At 67.7% G+C, this 17,184-nt stretch carries 13 protein-coding genes and 1 tRNA gene; 6 read left to right on the top strand and 8 right to left on the bottom strand.

Annotated elements, in window-relative coordinates:
• Positions 1 to 21: 21 nt before the first annotated feature.
• Together G524_RS0105315 and G524_RS15060 are read left to right on the top strand one after the other, a co-directional pair.
• A complete protein-coding gene (locus G524_RS0105315; RefSeq protein ID WP_027442782.1) occupies positions 22 to 1,584 on the top strand; it encodes a long-chain-fatty-acid--CoA ligase in 1,563 nt (520 codons plus the stop codon).
• A complete protein-coding gene (locus G524_RS15060) occupies positions 1,584 to 2,198 on the top strand; it encodes a DUF938 domain-containing protein (protein WP_036857472.1) in 615 nt (204 codons plus the stop codon). Before G524_RS0105315 ends, G524_RS15060 begins: the two co-directional genes overlap by 1 nt.
• On the opposite strand, the gene G524_RS0105305 is transcribed toward G524_RS15060, so the two are convergent.
• Entirely contained in the window at positions 2,195 to 2,329 is a 135-nt protein-coding gene (locus G524_RS0105305; protein WP_027442781.1) for an entericidin A/B family lipoprotein, read from the bottom strand. The two genes, G524_RS15060 and G524_RS0105305, sit on opposite strands and share 4 nt — an antisense overlap.
• A gap of 51 nt (positions 2,330 to 2,380) precedes the next feature.
• Positions 2,381 to 3,319, bottom strand: coding sequence for a DMT family transporter (locus G524_RS15055; RefSeq protein ID WP_051220925.1), 939 nt, complete (start codon positions 3,317 to 3,319; stop codon positions 2,381 to 2,383).
• A 65-nt stretch (positions 3,320 to 3,384) separates the two neighbouring features.
• Here G524_RS15055 and G524_RS0105295 point away from each other — a divergent pair, with 65 nt between their 5' ends.
• A complete protein-coding gene (locus tag G524_RS0105295; protein WP_027442780.1) occupies positions 3,385 to 3,624 on the top strand; it encodes a hypothetical protein in 240 nt (79 codons plus the stop codon).
• A gap of 32 nt (positions 3,625 to 3,656) precedes the next feature.
• Here the strand turns inward: G524_RS0105295 and G524_RS0105290 are convergent, their stop codons facing one another.
• Positions 3,657 to 5,195 carry a TadA family conjugal transfer-associated ATPase gene (locus G524_RS0105290; RefSeq protein WP_027442779.1) on the bottom strand — a complete coding sequence of 513 codons (1,539 nt, stop codon included), beginning with the start codon at positions 5,193 to 5,195 and terminating at the stop codon, positions 3,657 to 3,659.
• A gap of 210 nt (positions 5,196 to 5,405) precedes the next feature.
• Between G524_RS0105290 and glmS the strand changes: the two genes are divergently transcribed.
• Together glmS and G524_RS0105280 are read left to right on the top strand one after the other, a co-directional pair.
• Positions 5,406 to 7,241: a glutamine--fructose-6-phosphate transaminase (isomerizing) gene (gene glmS / locus G524_RS0105285; protein ID WP_027442778.1), complete on the top strand. Its 1,836-nt coding sequence runs from the start codon at positions 5,406 to 5,408 to the stop codon at positions 7,239 to 7,241.
• A gap of 75 nt (positions 7,242 to 7,316) precedes the next feature.
• Entirely contained in the window at positions 7,317 to 9,674 is a 2,358-nt protein-coding gene (locus G524_RS0105280; protein ID WP_027442777.1) for a putative bifunctional diguanylate cyclase/phosphodiesterase, read from the top strand.
• A gap of 6 nt (positions 9,675 to 9,680) precedes the next feature.
• Here G524_RS0105280 and purQ read toward each other — a convergent pair whose 3' ends face one another.
• Positions 9,681 to 10,370, bottom strand: a complete 690-nt coding sequence (gene purQ, locus G524_RS0105275) for a phosphoribosylformylglycinamidine synthase subunit PurQ (RefSeq protein WP_027442776.1) — start codon at positions 10,368 to 10,370, stop codon at positions 9,681 to 9,683.
• On the bottom strand, positions 10,370 to 10,618 hold the full coding sequence (gene purS, locus G524_RS0105270; RefSeq protein WP_027442775.1) for a phosphoribosylformylglycinamidine synthase subunit PurS: 249 nt from the start codon (positions 10,616 to 10,618) through the stop codon (positions 10,370 to 10,372). The genes purQ and purS overlap by 1 nt, the downstream gene beginning before the upstream one ends.
• 305 nt (positions 10,619 to 10,923) lie before the next feature.
• Between purS and G524_RS0105265 the strand changes: the two genes are divergently transcribed.
• Positions 10,924 to 13,164: a TonB-dependent receptor gene (locus G524_RS0105265; protein WP_027442774.1), complete on the top strand. Its 2,241-nt coding sequence runs from the start codon at positions 10,924 to 10,926 to the stop codon at positions 13,162 to 13,164.
• 84 nt (positions 13,165 to 13,248) lie between these two features.
• Here G524_RS0105265 and G524_RS0105260 read toward each other — a convergent pair whose 3' ends face one another.
• The 3 genes from G524_RS0105260 to G524_RS0105250 form a co-directional block, all read right to left on the bottom strand.
• Positions 13,249 to 16,161 (bottom strand): M16 family metallopeptidase, encoded by a 2,913-nt coding sequence (locus G524_RS0105260; RefSeq protein ID WP_036857469.1) that lies wholly within the window; start codon positions 16,159 to 16,161, stop codon positions 13,249 to 13,251.
• Between the two features lie 61 nt (positions 16,162 to 16,222).
• A complete protein-coding gene (purC, locus tag G524_RS0105255) occupies positions 16,223 to 17,026 on the bottom strand; it encodes a phosphoribosylaminoimidazolesuccinocarboxamide synthase (RefSeq protein ID WP_027442772.1) in 804 nt (267 codons plus the stop codon).
• 23 nt (positions 17,027 to 17,049) lie between these two features.
• Positions 17,050 to 17,124: transfer RNA gene (locus tag G524_RS0105250), tRNA-Phe, on the bottom strand.
• Between the last annotated feature and the right edge of the window lie 60 nt (positions 17,125 to 17,184).

The following is a 17,184-nucleotide window of genomic DNA, read 5'->3' as shown; positions in this document are numbered from 1 at the left end:
CCTGGGGGAGAAAGCACGGCCATGGCGCGCACCGCCTATCACGATCACGCGCATTTCGATGACATCATGCATTTCTGGGCCAGGGAGCGCCCGGACCTGCCTGCCTTCGATCAGGACGGGCGGGTGACCACCTATGCCGAGGCCGATCGGCTCACCCGCCAGCTGATCGCGCTGCTTGCGGCGCGCGGAGTCAATCCGGGGGATCGCATCGCCTGGCTCGGCAAGAACCGCGACATCTATTTCCTGCTCTACATCGCCGCGGCGCGCATGGGCGCGGTGATGGTGCCGATCGGCTGGCGGCTTGCCCCGCGCGAGATCGCCTATATCCTCACCGACACCGAGGCCCGGCTGCTGTTTGCCGATCAGGACTTCATCGACACCGCCCATCAGGTGGCCGAGGAGGTGCCCAGCCGGCCCGAGGTGATCGAGGCCGAAGCGGCGCGCAGCGCCGCGCAGGGGTTTGCGCCTGCCAGCTACACCCCGCCGCCGCCAGAGGCGCCGGTGCTCCAGCTCTACACTTCGGGCACCACCGGCAATCCCAAGGGGGCGATGCTTTCCAACGCCAATCTCTTTGCCCTGCGCAATCCCGGTATTGCCGCCGGGGCCGACTGGCAGTTCTATGAGCCGGGTGACTGCATGCTGGTGGCCATGCCCTGCGCGCATATCGGCGGCACCGGCCTTGTCAACATCGCCATATCCAGCGGGGTGCGCAGCCTGGTGCAGGCCGAGTTCTCGCCGGTCGGGGTGCTCGAGGCGATCGAGGCCGGCGCCACCCACCTGTTCATCGTTCCGGCGGCCCTGCAGATGGTGGTGCAGCACCCGCGCGCAGCCACCACCGATTTCAGCAATCTCAAATATCTGATGTATGGCGCTGCGCCCATGCCGCTGGAGCTGCTCAAGGAAGCGGTGCGCACCATGCCCACCACCAAGTTCCTGCAGGCCTACGGCATGACCGAGACTGCAGGCACGATCTCGGTGCTGCCGCCCGAGGACCATTCGACCGAGGGCAACCAGCGCATGCGCTCGGCCGGCAAGGCCTGCCCCGGGGTGGCGATCGAGGTGCGCGGGCCTGACAACAAGGAATTGCCGCGCGGCGAGGTGGGCGAGGTCTGCATCCTCTCACCCACCAACATGCGCGGCTATTGGAAGCTGCCCGAGGCCACCAGCAAAACCGTCGATCCCGATGGCTGGCTGCACACCGGCGATGCCGGCTACATGGACGAAGATGGCTATGTCTATATCCAGGACCGGATCAAGGACATGATCATCTCGGGCGGCGAGAATGTCTATCCGGCCGAGGTCGAAAGCGCGATCTATGGCCACCCGGACATTGCCGAGGTGGCGGTGATCGGGGTGCCCAGCGCCAAGTGGGGCGAGGAGGTCAAGGCCTGCGTGGTGCCCAAGCCCGGCCACACCATCGACGAGGCCGACGTGATCGCCTGGGCACGGGCGCGCATCGCCGCCTTCAAGGCGCCCAAGAGCGTCGATGTGATTGCGGTGATGCCGCGCAATGCCAGCGGCAAGATCCTGCGCCGCGAGCTGCGCGCGCCCTATTGGGAAGGCCACGAGCGCCAGGTCAATTGATGGTGCGCCAGCACGCCCCTGCCACCTTGCGCAACCGCGAACCGATCGCGGCGGTGCTGAGGCAGGAACTGCCCGCGCGCGGCACGGTGCTCGAAATTGCGGCAGGCTCCGGGGAACATGCGGTCTATTTTGCCGCACGCTTCCCCGCACTCCTGTGGCAGCCGACCGATCCTTCGCCCGAAGCGCTGGCCTCGATCACGGCCTATCGGGCCGATTACCCGGGCACCAATCTCGCGCCGCCGCTGGCGCTCGATGCTGCCGCCCCCGATGCCTGGCCAGTGGCCGCGGCTGATGCAATTGTGTGCATCAACATGGTGCATATCAGCCCGTGGGAGGCGAGCGAGGGGCTGTTCCGGGGTGCTGCCCGGATTTTGGGCAGGAGCGGCGGGCCGCTGATCATCTATGGCCCGTTTCTTGAGCAGGGGGTTGCAACGGCCCCTTCCAATCTTGCCTTTGATGCCAGCCTCAAGGCGCGCGATCCGCGCTGGGGGCTGCGCGCGGCCGAAGCGCTCGATGCGCTCGCGGCCGGGCACGGGCTCGCCCGCAGCGCGCGCCACGCCATGCCGGCCAACAATCTGACGCTGGTCTATCGCCCGGCCCGGTCGCTGGCCTAGTCGAGCGCGCGCTTGCCGGCGCGGCCCACCGACTTGATGTCCTCGCCCACGCCTTCAACCGTGTTGCAGGCGGTGGTCGCGGCAAGCGTCAGGATGGCGAGCGCGGCGGCGATGAGGCTCTGGCGAAACATGCTGTGCTCCCTGGACAGGTTGTGGTGCTTCAAACGCATGCGGCTGCCAGCCTATTCCTGACTCGCCGCTGAAGCGACACGCTTTGTCCCTTGTATGCGGGCCCTGGCCAGCTGGCGCTCGCGCCAGGCGATCAGCAGCCCGGCGCCGATGATGAGCGGCGCGCCCAGCCACAGGCTTGCCGGTGCCGCCTGCCCGAACACCATCTGGCCATAAAGGCTCGCCCAGAGCAGCGCGGTGTAATCCATCAGCAGGATCACCGCGGCCGAACCGAAGCGCAGCGAGGTGGTGAGCAGCATCTGCGCCGCCGCGCCCACCAGCCCCATCCCGAGGATCAGCCCCCAGGTTGCCGGATCGTGCGCCGTCCAGACGAGGGGCAGGGCAAGGGCCGCGATCGGGGCGGAGAGCGCGGCGAACCAGAAGACGATGCTCCAGGGGTTCTCGGTGGTATTGAGGTCCTGGATCTGGAAGCTGATGAGCGCCACCATGAAGGGGGCGATGAGGCCCACCGCAATCCCCGCCCAGGTGACGCCGGCGTGGAGGCCCGAGAAGGGCTGCATCACCACCACCACCCCGGCAAAGCCCATCGCCACCGCGCCCCAGCGATAGGGCCCAATCCGCTCGCGGAAGAGCACCATCGCGATGAGCACGGCAAAGACCGGCGCGGTAAAGCCAAGCGTGGTCGCCTCGGCGAGCGGCAGCAGCAGCACCGCGCCATAGGTGAAGATCATGCCCAGAAGCCCGCTCGCGGCGCGCCGGGCATGGGCGCCAAGCCGCCTTGTCCTGAGCAGCGCCAGCCTGCCCGTGAGCACCATCCCTGTGCCCAGCAGCAGCGCGGTGAGCGCCTGGCGCCAAAAGATCAGCTCGACAAGATGCGCGCCGCGCTGCCCTGCCAGCTTGACCAGCATCCCCATGCTCGCCAGCGCAAAGGCAGCAAGCAGTCGGACGAAGAGCGCGAGCATCGGGCGGGGGCGGGCGATCGAGCCATCCATCGCCCTGTCGCTTGGCCGAGCGGCGGGGATTGCGCAAGCGGGCGCAGGCCCCATATGCGCGCGGCATGGACATTCTCACCCGGCTCGAACTGCTCAGCGACGCGGCCCAGCTTGCCCTTCTGGGCGGGCTGTTCTGGGCGCTGGCGGGGATCGCTGCGGTGATGGAGCGCCGCCGCACCCGGCGCCGCGATGTCGCCCGCCTTGATCGGGTCGGCTGGGTGCCGTGGCTCACGCTGTTCGTGCTCGCCGCGGTGCTCGGCGGGGGGCTGCTCGCGGTCAGCCTTCCGGCCGTGCTGGCGGGTTGAGCCAAAGCGGCACGAAAGCGCCGTGCGCCGTTTTACAGGCAGGCCTCCAGATAGGCCTGATCGAAGCCGAACTGGCGCGCCTTTTCCAGCGTGTAGGGCCTCAAGCCCGAGCTGCGGAACTCGCCGATGATCTTCCCGTCCTCGGTCTCGTCGAGATATTCGAACTTGAACAGCTCCTGCGTCACGATCACGTCGCCCTCCATCCCGATCACCTCGGTAATGTTGGTGGTGCGGCGCGAACCATCGCGCAGGCGCTTGACCTGGACGATGAGATCGACGCTTTCCGCGATCTGGCGGCTGATCGCTTCCTTGGGGATCTTGATATCCCCCATCATGATCATGTTCTCCATGCGCCCGAGCGCCTCGCGCGGCGAGTTGGCGTGGAGCGTGCACATCGAGCCATCGTGACCGGTGTTCATCGCGGCGAGCAGGTCGAAGCACTCCGCGCCGCGGATTTCGCCGAGGATGATGCGGTCCGGGCGCATACGCAGGGCGTTCTTGACGAGGTCGCCGATGGTGATCGCGCCCTGGCCTTCAAGGTTGGGCGGGCGGGTTTCGAGCGGCAGCCAGTGCGGCTGCTGCAAACGCAGTTCCGCCGCGTCCTCGATCGTCAGCACGCGTTCGCCCGGATCAATCATTTTAGAGAGGGCGTTGAGCATGGTCGTCTTGCCCGAGCCGGTGCCGCCCGAGATGACGATGTTCATCCGGCACGCGCCCGCGATCTTCAATGCAGTGCACATCTTGTCCGACATCGAGCCGAAGTCGCGCAGCATATCCAGCGTGATCGGCTTTTCGGAGAATTTGCGGATCGAGATCGCGGTGCCGCGCAAGGAGAGCGGGGGCACGATCACGTTGACGCGGCTGCCATCCTTGAGGCGCGCGTCGGCGAGCGGCGTGGTCTGGTCGACGCGGCGGCCGACCTGGTTGACGATGCGCTGCGCGATCTGGAACAGGTGCTGCTCGTCGCGGAACTTGATCGGGGCGAGCTGGAGCTTGCCCTTCTTCTCGATGTAGGTCTGATCCGGCCCGTTGACCATGATGTCGGAGACGTCGGGGTCGTTGAGCAGCTCCTCGAGCGGGCCGAAGCCGAGCAGCTCGTCGATCAGCACCTTCTCGAGCGCGAATTGTTCGCGCCGGTTGAGGGTGACCTTGAGCTCGGCCAGCACCTCCATGATGATCGGGCGGAACTCCTCGGACAGTTCCTCCTTAGAGAGGGTCGCGGCGGCCTCGGGATCGACGCGCTCGAGCAGGCGCGGGAGCACCTGTTCCTTGATCTTGTGGACGCTCGCCTCGAACCCGCCGACTTCCGACTGCGCTTCGGCAGCCGCCGCCATGCGCTCGTTGAGCCGGCCGAGCGCTTCCGCGGTGGAATTGGGGCGGGGCTGTGCCGGTCCGGGGGGCGGCGCCGGGCTTGACGGCATGGCTTCGCCCGGAATCGGCGGGAACTGCTCGCCCCCGCGCATGGCCGGAACCGCGGGCCCGCCGCCCTTCATCGGGCGAGCAACGCCGAAGGCAGGCCGGGCGCCGGGCTTGATCCCGCCAACATTGCCTCTCTTGCCGAATGCGCTCATTCTCAGCCCCCAAGGCTTTCCATCACGTTGCATCCCCGCCGCGGCGTCGCGGCAGGTGTTCGGGCCATGGTCAATAGGTAGGAATGGTTGTTTTTTCCTAAATCGGCCCGCTGGCGCGCCGGCGCGGGGCGGCCCAGGCTAGCGGGGGCTTGTCGCGGCGCGCGCGGCGGCTAGAGCGGGAGAAGAAACAGCAGGGAATCGGCCAGGATCATGTGCGGCATTATCGGGATCGTAGGCAGCAGCGCCGTGGCCGACCGGCTGGTCGATGGCCTCAGGCGCATGGAATATCGCGGCTATGACAGCGCCGGGCTGTGCACGCTCCACGATGGCGCGCTGGTGCGGCGGCGGGCCGAGGGCCGGCTTGCCAATCTGGTGCGGGTGCTCGAGGCCGATCCGGCGCCCGGCATGGTCGGCATTGCCCATACCCGCTGGGCCACCCACGGCGCGCCCACCGCGGCCAATGCCCACCCCCACGCCACCGACGAGGTGGCCATCGTCCACAATGGCATCATCGAGAATTTCAAGGAGCTGCGCGCGCAGCTCGCCGCGCTCGGGCGCCGCTTCGAGAGCGAGACCGACAGCGAGGTGGTGGCCCATCTGATCTCGGTCGAAGTCGAGGCCGGGGCCGATCCCGAAACCGCGGTGCGCCGCGTGCTGCCGCGCCTGCGCGGGGCCTTTGCGCTGGCGATCGCCTTTCGCCAGCATCCCGATCTGCTGATCGGCGCCCGGCTCGGCTCGCCGCTGGTGCTGGGCTATGGGCCGCAAGGGCGCGAGGCCGAGATGTATCTCGGCTCCGATGCGCTCGCGCTCGCCCCGTTGACCCAGCGCATCACCTATCTTGAAGAAGGCGATTGGGTGGTGATCCGCCGCGATGGCGCCACCATTTTCGATGGCGCGGGCCAGCCGGTCAGCCGCCCGATCCAGACCTCGGGCGCCTCGGCCGCGGCGGTGGAGAAGGGCAATTACCGCCACTTCATGCAGAAGGAGATCTTCGAGCAGCCCACCGTGGTGGCGCAGACCCTCGCTTCCTACCTGCGCCTGTCGGACAATTCGGTGGCGCTGCCGCAGATCGACTTTGATCTTTCCGCGATCCGCCGCCTCACGCTGGTTGCCTGCGGCACCAGCTTCTATGCCGGGATGGTGGCCAAATACTGGTTCGAGCGCTTCGCCCGGGTGCCGGTCGATATCGATGTGGCAAGCGAGTTCCGCTACCGCGAGCCGGTGCTCGAGGAAGGGGGCCTTGCGCTGTTCATCTCGCAGAGCGGCGAGACCGCCGATACGCTCGCCGCGCTCAGGCACTGCAAGGCCAATGGCCAGACCATCGCGGTGGTGGTCAATGTGCCCACCAGCACCATGGCGCGCGAGGCCGATTTGCTGCTGCCCACCCATGCCGGGCCGGAGATCGGCGTTGCCTCGACCAAGGCCTTCACCTGCCAGCTTGCGGTGCTTGCGGCACTGGCGGCGCACATGGCGGTGAAGAAGGGGCGCCTGTCCCGCGAGGAGGAGGCCGAGATCGTGCGCCACCTGCTCGAGGCGCCCGCCGCGCTCAACGCCGCGCTTGGCCATGATGATGACATCGCTGCCATGGCGCACCTTATCGTCCCGGCCCGCGACGTGCTCTATCTGGGGCGTGGTCAGGATTATCCGCTGGCCCTCGAAGGGGCGCTCAAGCTCAAGGAAATCAGCTATATCCATGCCGAAGGCTATGCCGCAGGCGAGATGAAGCACGGGCCGATCGCGCTGATCGACGATCAGGTGCCGGTGGTGGTGATTGCCCCGTCTGGCCCGCTGTTCGAAAAGACCGTCTCCAACATGGAGGAGGTGCGCGCGCGGGGGGGGCAGGTGGTGCTGATTTCCGATGCCGAGGGCATCGCCGCTGCGGGCGAGGGCTGCATCGCCAGGATCGAAATGCCGGTGGTCCACCCGCTGATCGCGCCGCTCGTCTATGCCGTTCCGGTGCAGCTGCTTGCCTATCACGTGGCGGTGGTGAAGGGCACCGATGTCGATCAGCCGCGCAACCTGGCCAAGTCGGTGACGGTGGAATAGCGCGCCCGCACGCGCGGCAAGGATTGTGCTGCGGGCTTTACCGCAATCTAACCATTGCGCGTTAATTGCGCCTGCGTGCATCAGCAGCCCGCGCCTTCTCCGCCGCCGGCCGTGCCGGCCAGCCTGCCGATTTCCGACGTGCTTGGCCTGTCGCGAAATCCGGCATTCGATCCTGCGCGCCTGCGCGGCGATGACTATGCCGAACTTGCCTATGCCAGCCGCAACCGGATGTTCGCCAATGCCCTGGTGATGCTGTTCGTCTGCGTGGTGTTCATGCCGCTGATCGGGCCGCCGCTGGTGGGACCATGGGCCCTGCTGCTCGGCTTCATCCTGTTCAAGGCCCGCCAGACCGACATGCGTCTCGTCAACCCGGGCAGCCGCAGCGCGGCGGCGGAGCTGGAGCGCTGGCAGCTCACCTATGCGGTCGCGGCGGCGGTGTGCTGGGTGGGGGCGTTGCTGGCCTTCCCGGCGCTCGCCGGCGGGGCCGAGGCCATCACCATGGTGCTGGTGCTCATGGTGCTGATGGCTTGCTCGACCTTCGTCTTTTCAACCTCGCCGCTGGGCGTGGTGATCTACATCGCCATGCTCGGCCTCGGGATCGTGATCCATCTTGCGCTTGCGGGCCAAATGCTGGCGATGGGCGGGGCGGTGCTGTTCACCATCTCCTGCCTCGTTGCCACCATCCAGGTGCGCACCATCTTCCTTAAGGCGCGGCTGGCCGAGGCGGCGGTGCTCGAGAAGGAGGAGGTGGTCTCGCTGCTGCTGCGCGAGTTCGAGGAGAACGAGGCCGATTGGCTGTGGCAGATCGACCCGGCTCGGCGGCTGCGCTCGGTCTCGCCCCGCTTCGCCTTCGCGCTCGGGCGGTCGCAGGCCGAGGTCGAGGGCAAGTCCCTGCTGGAACTCATCGCCGGGCCGGGCTGGGAACGGGGACACTATTCGCCCAGTCTGCGCGATCTGGCCGAGCGGCTGAAGAACCGCGAGAACTTCTCCAACCTGCTGGTGCAGGTGACGATCATGGGCGAGGAGCGCTGGTGGGAGCTTTCGGGCACGCCGATGCGCGATGATCAGGGCCGCTTCTCGGGCTTTCGCGGGGTTGGCTCGGACGTGACCGAACAGCGCAAGTCTTCCGAGAAGATCGCCTATCTGGCGCGCTTCGACACGCTCACCCAGCTGCCCAACCGCCTGCAGCTTACCGAAGCGCTGGGCGATGCGCTGCGCTATGCCGAACAGTGGCGCACCCGCTGCGCGCTGCTTATGGTCGATCTGGATCGTTTCAAGGCGGTCAATGATTCGCTCGGCCACATGACCGGCGACAAGCTGCTGGCACAGGTATCGGCGCGGCTGAAGTCATTGATGAGCGAGAATCAGCTGGTTGGCCGGCTCGGCGGCGACGAGTTTGCGATCGTGATTCGCGATGCCGCCTCGCCCGCGACGGTGCGCGACCTAGCGCAGCAGGTGATCGCGCGCCTGTCTGAGCCCTATCAGGTCGATCAGCACACGCTCTATGTCGGGGCCAGCGTCGGCTCGGCGGAAGGGCCGCGCGATGGCACCACGGTGGAGGAGTTGATGCGCAACGCCGACCTTGCGCTCTATCGCGCCAAGGACATGGGCGGGGGCGAGCATTGCCGCTTCGAGCCGACCTTGCACGCCTCGGCCGAAGAACGCCGCCAGCTCGAAGTGGCGCTGCGCAAGGCGCTGGGGCGCGAAGAGATGGTGCTGAACTTCCAGCCGGTGGTCGATGCCCGCAGCGAAAGCGTGGTCAGCTTCGAGGCGCTGGTGCGCTGGAACAGCGCCGAGCACGGCTTTGTCAGCCCCGGCAAGTTCATCCCGCTGGCCGAGGACACCCGGCTGATCGTGCCGATCGGCCAGTGGGTGCTGCACCGCGCCTGCGAGGAAGCGCGCAATTGGCCCGAGCATGTGAAGGTCAATGTCAACGTGTCGCCCGAGCAGCTGCTCGAACCGGGCTTTCATGCCGAGGTGGTGCAGGCCCTCGCGGCAAGCGGCCTCAGGCCCGAGCGGCTCGAGATCGAGGTGACCGAGAGCATCTTTTTGCGCGATGCCAGCTTGGCGCGCAACGCGCTCGAACAGGTGATGGCGCTGGGCTGTTCGGTGGCGCTCGATGATTTCGGCACCGGCTATTCCTCGCTCGGCTATCTGCGCAAGCTGCGCTTCTCGACAATCAAGGTCGATCGCACCTTCGTGCAGGGCGCGGCGCAGGGCAGTGCCGAGAGCCTGGCGATCATCAACGCGGTGGTCGCCATGGCCAAGAGCCTCGACATGACCACCACCGCCGAAGGGGTGGAAAATGCCGAGGAGGCCGAGCTTATCCGCAACCTCGGCTGCGACAATATCCAAGGCTATTATTTCGGCCGCCCGATGAGCGCCGAGGAGGCGCGCAGCCTGTTCCGCCAGCCGATCGAGCGGCGCGCCTGATCGCGCTCAGGCGCTGGCCAACGCCGCCAGCACGCTCTCGAACAGGCGCCGGCCATCGGCCCCGCCCAGCGCCGGGTGGGCTGCCGGTTCGATCGCGCGTTCGGGATGGGGCATCATGCCGAGGATGCGGCGGTTGGCGCTGAGCACCCCGGCAATCCCGCGCGCCGATCCGTTGACCTCCTCAGCATAGCGAAAGGCGATCCGCCCTTCGCCTTCGAGCGCATCGAGCGTTGCCGCATCGGCATAGTAATTGCCGTCGTGATGCGCGACCGGAATGCGGATCGTCTCGCCCGCCCGGTAGGCGCTGGTAAAAAGCGAATCCGTGGTCTCGACCGTGAGGCTGACGGTGCGGCAGATGAAGCGCTGGGCGGCATTGCGCAGCAGCGCACCGGGCAGCAGCCGCGCCTCGGTGAGAACCTGGAAGCCGTTGCACACGCCGAGCACCGGCACCCCGCGTGCCGCTGCGGCCACCACCGCGCGCATGATCGGGCTTTGCGCGGCCATCGCGCCCGAGCGCAGATAGTCTCCATAGGAAAAGCCGCCGGGCAGGGCGATGAGATCGAGCCCTTCGGGCAGATCGGCATCGCCGTGCCAGATCCTGAGCGCCGGCGTGCCCGAAACCGCCTCGAGCGCCACCGCCATGTCGCGGTCACAATTGGAGCCGGGAAAGGTGATGACCGCCGCGCGAAAGCCCATCAGTCCGCCCCTCCCGCCGCGGGCGCCTCGATGGTGTAGCTTTCGATCACGGTGTTGGCGAGCAGCTGCTCGCACATCTGCCTGATCGTGGCGTGATCGGTGCCATCGGCAAGATCGAGTTCGATCAGCCGGCCCACGCGCACATCCGCGATCCCCGAAAAGCCGAGCCCCTCGAGCGCATGATGCACCGCGCGCCCCTGCGGATCGAGCACACCGGGCTTGAGGCGGACGAGGACGCGCACATGCATGAGGGCTTGCTCCCTTGGCTGGACCAACGGGCCGCGCGGCCCTGACGGCACGCGCTATAGCGCCCCCGCGCGGCGGTGCAATCGCCTCGATCGCGCCCGCACACCGCGGCGCGCGGCGCAGGGCTTGTCGCAATCCGGTCATACACGGCCCGCGCATGTAACCTGCTTGCAACATCTGACCGCAGATCGCCGCCAAAGTGACGTCTTGGCGCAACATTTGCCTCGGCCAGCCTCGCGCGAATCGCGCAAAAGTGCCAGCCACCGCCGCGCCCCTCTCCATCCGATCCAGCCCTGGAGGTTGTTTCATGTCCAAAGCTTTCACCGCCGCCCGCGCCGCCTGGGCGTGCAGCACCATCCTTGCCGCGGCCGCTGCCGGGTTTGCCGCTCCTGCCGCCGCGCAGGACGAGCTTGCCGCCGAAACCGAAGGCGGGCTTGCCACCATCATCGTCACCGCCAACCGCCGCGAGGAGAACCTGCAGGACGTGCCGGTATCGGCCGAACTGCTCGACAGCGAGCGGCTCGGCGCGGTGTTCAGCGGCGCGGCCGACATCACCGCGCTCGCCGGCACGGTCCCCGGGCTCAATGTCGAAAGCTCGAACGGCCGGGTTGCTCCGCGCTTCTATATCCGCGGCCTTGGCAACACCGATTTCGATCTTGCCGCCTCGCAGCCGGTCTCGGTGCTGCTCGATGACGTGGTGCTCGAGAACGTGACGCTCAAGAGCTTCCCGGTGTTCGATGTGGCCGGGGTCGAGGTGCTGCGCGGGCCGCAGGGCACCCTGTTCGGGCGCAACACCCCGGCGGGTCTTGTCAAGGTGACCTCGATCAAGCCGTCCAATGCCCGCGATATCCGCGCCTCGATCAGCTATGGCCGCTATGACACCATCGCGCTCAACGCCGCGATCGGCGGGGCGCTGGTCGAGGACGTGCTCGCCTTTCGCGTCTCGGGCCAGCTGCAGAGCCGGAGCGACTGGATCAGCAACGGCTTTACCGGCGAGAACGACGCGCTCGGCGGCTACACCGATATCGCCGTGCGCGGCCAGCTCCTCTTCACCCCGGGCGAGCGCGCCAGCATCCTGGCCGCGGTCAACTACCGCGATCTCAAGGGTGCCTCGACCTTCTTCCGCGCCAACGTGCTCGGCCCCACGCCGCAGCAGCCGCGCAACACCAACGGGCTCAACAACAACTACGAGCGCGACACGGTTTTCTTCGATGGCGGGGCGGGCAACAATGCCGATTACGAACAGCTCGGCCTGACGCTCACCGCATCCTACGAGTTCGACGGCGCCACGCTGACCGCGATCGCCAGCCGCTGGACGAGCGAAGGGGCAAGCCGCGGCGATATCGACGGCGGCTTTGGCGCCTCCTTCCTGCCGGTGATGGGGCCGGGCTTCATTCCCTTCCCCGCCGACACGCAGGATTCGATCGATCTGGAGCAGAACACCTTCGAGCTGCGGCTCGCCTCGAGCGGCAGCGGGCCGCTGACCTGGCAGATCGGCGGGTTCTATTTCGACAGCGACTTCGATGTCACCACCGTCGGCTTTCCCTTCCCGCCGCAGGTTACCGTCAACCACACCAACACCGCCTGGGCGCTGTTCGGGCAGGTGAGCTACCAGCTTACCGATACCCTGAGGGCGACCGGGGGCATCCGCTACACCGATGACGAGAAGGATTTCTTCGTCCGCGCGGGCGCGCCGCGCCAGCCGGTGAGCGTGGGTGACGACCAGTTCGACTGGGATATCAGCCTGTTTGCCGACGTGGCCGACAATGCCAGCGTCTATGCCAAGGTGGCCAATTCCTTCCGCGCCCCCACCATCCAGGGCCGTGACGTGGCCTTCTTCAGCGCGCCCTCGGTCGCCCAGTCGGAGAACATCACCTCCTATGAGGTGGGGTTCAAGAGCGAGCTTTCCGACCGCCGCGTGCGGCTTAACGGGGCGGCCTATTATTACACCGTGGAAGACCCGCAGTTCACCGCGGTGGGCGGGGCCGGCAACCTGGTCCAGCTGATCAACGCCAACAAGGGCGTGGGCTGGGGGCTCGAGCTTGACGGCGCCTTCCAGATCACCCCGCGCCTGATGCTGACGCTGGGCTTTGCCTATACCAACACCGAGATTAAGGATCCCAACCTTGCCGTGGGCATCTGCGCCCAGTGCCGGGTGATCGATCCGACCGTGGTGATCGCCGGCACGCCGCGCGCGCTCATCGATGGCAACCCCTTCCCCAACGCGCCCGAGATCAGCGCTGATCTTACCGCGCGCTATGGCGTGCCGGTGGGGCAGAGCGGCGAGTTCTTCGTCTTTACCGACTGGGTGTTCCTCGGCGAGACCAACTTCCTGCTCTACGAAAGCGCCGAGTTCAACGCCGGCAGCCGCCTCGAAGGCGGGCTCAAGGTCGGCTATTCCGGGAATGACGGACAGTGGGAAGTGGCCGCCTTTGCCCGCAACATCACCGGCGAGGACAATGTCCTTGGCGTCATCGACTTCAACAACAACACCGCCTTCGTCAACGAGCCGCGGATCTTCGGGGTGATGCTCGGCGTCAAATATTGAGGCGCTGCGCTCCGACACCCGTGCCGGGTGCGGGCAGGATCGGGGCCGGTCGGAGCAGTCCGGCCGGCCCCTTATCATCGCGGCTCAGGGCGAAGGCGCGGCCGGCACCACGCTGAAGGTGACCGCGGCCTTAAGATCGAGATAGCGCCGCGCGGTTTCCTGTACCTCCTCGGCGGTGATGGCGCGCATCACCTCGGGCACCGCGGCAAAGCGGGCGAGGCGCTCGGGCTCGCTCTGGGCGCGCGCGGCAAGGGCAAGCCAGCCGCCGAGGTCCTTGAGCGCGTTGGCGTGTTCCTCGAGGAAGGGGCGGCGCGCCCGGGCGATCACGTCCTCATCGAGCGGCGCGCGCTGGAGATCGGCGATCAGTTCGGCCAGCGCGGTGCGGGTGGCGGGCAGGGCATCGGCAGAGACTGCGGCGGCGATGGCGAAGGTGCCAAAGCCCGGATAGTGGTGGCTCGGCTGCGAGGCGGCGGAGGGGGAATATGCCTGCCCCAGCCGCTCGCGCAGCCGCTCGGTGAGTTCGATCCTGACGATCCGCGCGAGCAACTCGAGCCGCAGCAGCTCGGCCAGATCGCTGTCATCCCTGGTCGGCCACACCCATTGCAGCAGCGCCTGATCCGCCTCGCCCCGGTGGGTGAGGCGATGCTCGCCGCGGCTGGCCGTGAAGCTGCGCTGGCGCGCCTCGGGCCGGGGGAGGAACTCGGCCTCGCGCGGCGGCAGCGCGCCCAGCGTCGCGGCGATGGCGGCAATCGCTTCCGCTTCGTCGAGATCGCCCACCAGCGCCACCTCGATCGCCCCGCGGCGCAGCCGCTCGCCGATCGCCGCGTCAAGCCCGGCAAAATCGAGCGCGCGGAAGGCCTCGCGCGGTTGCAGGCTGAAGCGCGGGTCATTGTCCGAAAGGATCGCCCCGCTCGCCGTGGACAGCGCGCGCGCCGGAGTGGCATCGAGCGTGTTGAAGAAATTGTCGATGTTGCGGCGGAAGCGCTCGATCCCCTCAGGACGGTAGCCGGGATCGGTGAGCGTGGCGGCCAGCACCTGGAGCTGCAGCGCCAGATCGCGCGGGGTGGTGGTGCCCGAGGCGGTGAAGGCATCGGTGTCACTCGCCAGGCTGAAGGCCACCGATCGCCCGGCAAACAGGCTCGCAAGCTCGTCCTGGCTGTGCTTGCCAAGCCCGCCGGCGGCGAGCGAATTGGTGAGGTAGGTGGCAAGCGGGGCTGCGCGGGTGTTGAGCAGATCGCCGCCATCCACCGCCATGGCAAAGGCGATGCGGTCCTTGTGCACATCGGTGCGCTTGAGCGTCAGGCGCACGCCATTGGCAAAGCGGATGAAGCGCAGGCCGAAGCGTGGCTCGAGGCTGTCCGACACGACCGTGCCGGGCGGGCCGAAATCGCTGTAGGCAAAGGCGAGCGGGCCGCGCTCGGCAGGCGGGGCGATGGGCAGCGCCATCGCCCGCGCAAAGGCGGCGCGCAGGGCTTCCTCTCCACCTTCGGGGGCGCGGCGGCCCTCGAAGCGGATCAGCGGCTCGTCGAGCGGCGCGGCATCCGCGCGCAGCGCCTGCCAGACGGCCTCCGGTGTGATCGCAGGAGCTTCGGCCTCGAAGGCGGCAAGCTGGAACGCCGGGGTGGTGGGCACGCGCTCGTCGTTGACGAGGGCGAGCGCGGCATTCACGAAGACCCCGTGGGCGCGGGTATCGGCGGCCTTGGCGGCGTTTTCGAGCGCGGTGCGGGTGTTGGCGAGCTGTTCGTCAAGCTCGGCGCGGGTGAAGCCATGGGTGAGCGCCTGGTTGACTTCGCGCACCGCGGCGAGCAGGCCCTTTTCCCATTCGCCATCGGCGCTGCTGATCGCAAGGCTGGTGAGGCGTGCTTCCCTGAAGATCTCGCCCGAGCCATAGCTGGCGCTGCGAAAGGGCGCATCGGGCCCGCGGGCGAGGCGCGCCAGCCGCCGGTTGATGATCGCATAGCCCAGCGCGCGCAGCCGCGCGGTGCGGCGATTGGCAAGGGTATCGGGCTCCTCGCGCCAAGGGGCAAGGCGGGTGAGGGTGACGCTCTCGGCCAGCGCCGGATCGAGGTGGATGCGGGTGAGGCCGCGGCGGTCAACATCGATCGGCCCGGCCTCGGGCCGCTCCGGCGCCGGGGGGCCACGCCAATCGCCAAAGCGCGCGCGGATCGCCGCCTCGACCGCCTCGACCGGCAGATCGCCCACCACCACCAGCACGGCGTTGGCGGGCGTGTAGCTGCGCGCATAGAGCGCGCGCAACTGGGCCGCGCTTGCCTGTTCGATCACCGCGGCGCTGCCGATCGGCAGGCGCGCGCCATAGCGCGCCTCGGGCGCGAGAAAGGCGATGCTGTCTTCGAGGTTGCGCTGCTGGAACCCGGAGCGATCGCGCCGCTCGGCAAGGATCACCCCGCGCTCGCGCGCCACCGCATCCTCGCTCAGCAAAAGCTCGCTCGCTGTTTCGCGCATCAGCATCAGCGCGGTATCGAGCAGCGCCGGATCGGCGCGCGGCAGGTTGAGCATGTAGGTGACCGTCTCGAACCCGGTCGCGGCATTGGTGTCGGCCCCGAAGGCAAGCCCCTCGCGCGCGAGCAGCTTGACCATCTCGCCCTCGGGCAGGCCCTTCGAGCCGTTGAAGGCCATGTGCTCGAGAAAATGCATGAGGCCCCGTTCCGCCTCGCGTTCCTCGAGGCTGCCCGATCCGATCCGCAGCCGCACCAGCGCGGTGCCCGCCGGGGTGGCATTGTGGCGGATGATGAAGCGCAGCCCGTTGTCGAGCCGGTCGAAGCGATAGGCCGGATCGACCGGCACGTCGCTCGCCTCGAAGGCCCAGACCGGGGAGGGCGCGGGAGCAGGGGTAGGGGCAGGGCTGGCCGCCGCTTGTGCGTCAGGCGCGGGCGGGGGCGCTGCGGGCGGCGCATCGGCCGCGCGCGAGGCAAATTGTGCGGGCAGGGCCAGCGCCAGCGCAAGGCTGGTGGCAAGCGCGCCGCGGCGCGAGGCCATCACCTTTGGTTTGCTTCCTGATGCACTGCGCCAGACTAGCGCGCGCAGCCGGTCTGTCAGCCTATTTCTTGATCGGCGGCGGCGGGCGCAGGCGCGAGCGATGGTGCGACAGGTCGAACACCTCGCCCGGGCTGTTGTCATCGCCGTTCAGAAGCCCGAGCCGGCGGGCGACCTCGCGATAGGCTTCTTCCTCGCCGCCGAGGTCGCGGCGGAAGCGATCCTTGTCGAGCTTCTCGCCGGTGGTCATGTCCCACAGGCGGCAGCCATCCGGGCTGATCTCGTCGGCGAGGATCACCCGGCTATAGTCGCCATCATAGATGCGCCCGAATTCGAGCTTGAAGTCGATGAGGCGGATGTCGATCGCGGCAAACATCCCGCAGAGGAAATCATTGATGCGGATCGCCATCGAGGAAATGTCGTGCATCTCCTCGTGGCTGCACCAGTTGAAGCAGGCGATGTGTTCCTCGGCCACGAGCGGATCGCCGAGCGCATCGTCCTTGTAATAATATTCGATCAGGGTGTGCGGCAGCGGCTCGCCTTCCTCAAGGCCAAGGCGCTTGCACAGCGAACCGGCAGCCACATTGCGCACCACCACTTCGAGCGGGATGATGTCCACCTGCCGGATCAGCTGCTCGCGCATGTTGAGCCGGCGGATGAAGTGGGTGGGGATGCCGATATGGGCAAGGCGGGTGAAGACGTGCTCGCTAATGCGGTTGTTGATCACGCCCTTGCCCGCGATCGTGCCCTTCTTCTCGGCGTTGAAGGCGGTGGCATCGTCCTTGAAATACTGGATCAGCGTGCCCGGCTCCGGCCCCTCATAGAGGATCTTGGCCTTGCCTTCATAGAGCTTGGTGCGGCGGGACATCGGCGGTTTCCCTTATCAGCGAATGGTGCCCGGGGGCGGATTTGAACCACCGACACGCGGATTTTCAATCCGCTGCTCTACCCCTGAGCTACCCGGGCATTCGCTGCAAGCGACGGGTCAGGCAGGCGCTGCTTTCCCCGGCGAGCAAATGAGAGCGG

The organism is Erythrobacter cryptus DSM 12079 (assembly GCF_000422985.1).
GTDB lineage: Bacteria > Pseudomonadota > Alphaproteobacteria > Sphingomonadales > Sphingomonadaceae > Erythrobacter > Erythrobacter cryptus.
This window is presented reverse-complemented; position numbering and strand designations above follow the sequence as displayed.

Coding starts and splice junctions, on each gene's coding strand:
- G524_RS0105315 (WP_027442782.1), top strand. CDS start 22: ATGGCGCGCACCGCCTATCACGATCACGCGCATTTCGATGACATCATG.
- G524_RS0105290 (WP_027442779.1), bottom strand. CDS start 5,195: ATGAGCGCATTCGGCAAGAGAGGCAATGTTGGCGGGATCAAGCCCGGC.
- G524_RS0105265 (WP_027442774.1), top strand. CDS start 10,924: ATGTCCAAAGCTTTCACCGCCGCCCGCGCCGCCTGGGCGTGCAGCACC.
- purQ (WP_027442776.1), bottom strand. CDS start 10,370: ATGGGCTTTCGCGCGGCGGTCATCACCTTTCCCGGCTCCAATTGTGAC.
- G524_RS15055 (WP_051220925.1), bottom strand. CDS start 3,319: ATGGATGGCTCGATCGCCCGCCCCCGCCCGATGCTCGCGCTCTTCGTC.
- G524_RS0105295 (WP_027442780.1), top strand. CDS start 3,385: ATGGACATTCTCACCCGGCTCGAACTGCTCAGCGACGCGGCCCAGCTT.
- glmS (WP_027442778.1), top strand. CDS start 5,406: ATGTGCGGCATTATCGGGATCGTAGGCAGCAGCGCCGTGGCCGACCGG.
- G524_RS0105260 (WP_036857469.1), bottom strand. CDS start 16,161: ATGGCCTCGCGCCGCGGCGCGCTTGCCACCAGCCTTGCGCTGGCGCTG.
- purS (WP_027442775.1), bottom strand. CDS start 10,618: ATGCATGTGCGCGTCCTCGTCCGCCTCAAGCCCGGTGTGCTCGATCCG.
- G524_RS15060 (WP_036857472.1), top strand. CDS start 1,584: ATGGTGCGCCAGCACGCCCCTGCCACCTTGCGCAACCGCGAACCGATC.
- G524_RS0105305 (WP_027442781.1), bottom strand. CDS start 2,329: ATGTTTCGCCAGAGCCTCATCGCCGCCGCGCTCGCCATCCTGACGCTT.
- purC (WP_027442772.1), bottom strand. CDS start 17,026: ATGTCCCGCCGCACCAAGCTCTATGAAGGCAAGGCCAAGATCCTCTAT.